This is a genomic window from Rickettsiales endosymbiont of Peranema trichophorum (assembly GCF_004210275.1).
In the GTDB taxonomy this organism is placed as follows: Bacteria; Pseudomonadota; Alphaproteobacteria; order Rickettsiales; family Midichloriaceae; genus RICK02.
Genome location: NZ_SCFA01000104.1, coordinates 1 through 1927, shown reverse-complemented (window position 1 = coordinate 1927; position 1927 = coordinate 1). Strand labels below are relative to the sequence as shown.

Annotated in this window: 1 protein-coding gene; it reads right to left on the bottom strand. The window is 41.6% G+C overall.

Annotation, left to right across the window (positions count from 1 at the left end):
* Nucleotides 1-1876, bottom strand: a 1876-nt coding sequence (locus EDM53_RS05265; protein ID WP_130122613.1) for a sodium:solute symporter family protein, incomplete at its 3' end; no start/stop codon positions are given.
* Nucleotides 1877-1927: the final 51 nt, after the last annotated feature.

Here is a 1927-nt window from a genome sequence, read left to right as displayed (position 1 = left end):
TGAAGCTCAGCCAATCCATAAATATCGATAGTATAAGCATTCCCAGTGTAAAGTGCGCTATGTAAAAAATATTGCCGTGATTAAGAAACAGCATCGATGCAGATAACACAGGGAGCGACAATAGCATCACGCTATACCAGTACAGCGGCATGAATCTAGCTCTCCACTCCTTAGGGCAGTACTCACACAAACACAGCAAAATCGCCAACACAGCGCCAGTAATAGACAACTCCATCAGAGGGTTGTACTGAGCGTAAGCAAGCTCAGATTCCACAAGCAGCGGATAAAGGCAAAACAACACGAGCACTATCCCCGATATCTCAAACTGAGGGTGAAAGCGTTTCGTTTGATTTCTAGTGAACAACAGTATCTTTGCGAATGATAAGTCACGTATTCCACGATACACTTGCACAAACACAGAAGGCTTCTTAGGCATAACGTAAGGCCGTTCTTGTCTCTCCTTCAATAGTTTTTCCTCGAGCTTTGGCATTCTGACCCCATACCATAGCTGTAGGTAGTGGGCTCCAAACATTCCTACTGCGCTGCCTATAACACCGAATATTATACTAATTCTAACAAAACCACCATCCAAATACGCACCCCAAAGTGTAAAAATGAGAGCAACTACACAGGATATTACAAATGTCATTGTATTGGTTCTGAAACCAGCAAAACCCATAATAAGGGGAACAAGTGTCACAGGCTCCCAAAAATTGTATATAAACCAGTATAGCTCCAATATACCTTCGGCTTTTGCGGCTATTATTATAGCCATAACACCTATTACAGCACTCGAAAGACGGGCTATCCAGAGCTCTTGTAAATCTGTCAGTTTTGGGAAGATCATTTTAGCAATGTCATGAGCGCACAATACAGAAGTAGTGTTCAACCACGAGTCCGCTGTTGACATCATTACAGCTATCATGCCAGCTATCAGCAATCCCTTCACACCTGTATACAAGTACTTATCTATGAATGCCATGAACGCAAAGTGAGGGTCTATTTCTGGCATCTGCACTCTCATCACAAAACCTATGATGCAGACAGTCAACAACAACGGTATGTGCAAAAACCCTATGATATTCAAGGAACGGGACAACTGCTTGGTGTTGTTAGACATTAAAAATCTTTGAATAAATGAACCACCATTAAATGGGAACAAAAACACACAAAAACTCAATAAAAACCACAACTGCCCCTTCTCTAAATTGAGGTTAGATGTAATTTCTTTGTGGGGGAACTTCTCGTACAGCACAGATATTCCTCCCACATCTTGCAGGGCAAACAAACAAGCTGTAGGAATAGCTACATAAAATACCACGAACTGGACCACATCGGTCAAAGCAACAGCTCTAATGCCTCCGAAGGCAGAATATACTATCAGTACACTCATACCTATAAGGATACCCATGAGTTGACCTATACCTAAGAAGTAGTCAAACATATATCCTATAGCAATAGCTTGCGTAGCTATAATACCAACAGATAAAATCACAGAGGCAGCAGTTGTAATCCACCTTCCAAAGCTCCCATACAGCACGTACATGATGTCGCTTATTGACAAACAACCCTGAAACTGCTCAACATTCGCATATATCCTTGCCATCATATACCACACCAATACTCCCATAAAACATGGAAGGGCAAAAAACATACCGGTTGTGTATATCTTCTCTGCAGTCCCAACGGTTGAACTGGCACTAAGATATGTTGCGTAGATAGTACAAACCAAAACGACTGTTGATACGGAACCATTGCCAAGCGTGTATTCTCTTATGTTCTTGATCTCGGTGGCTTTCCAAAATGCTACTACTAAACAGCCGACTAAGTACGCTACTATTATTCCTACATCAAGTGCCGCTAAGTTTCCTAGCATTCTATATACTCATGTGTATTAAGGTTCCAAATATAAGAGGCATCAGGAGTA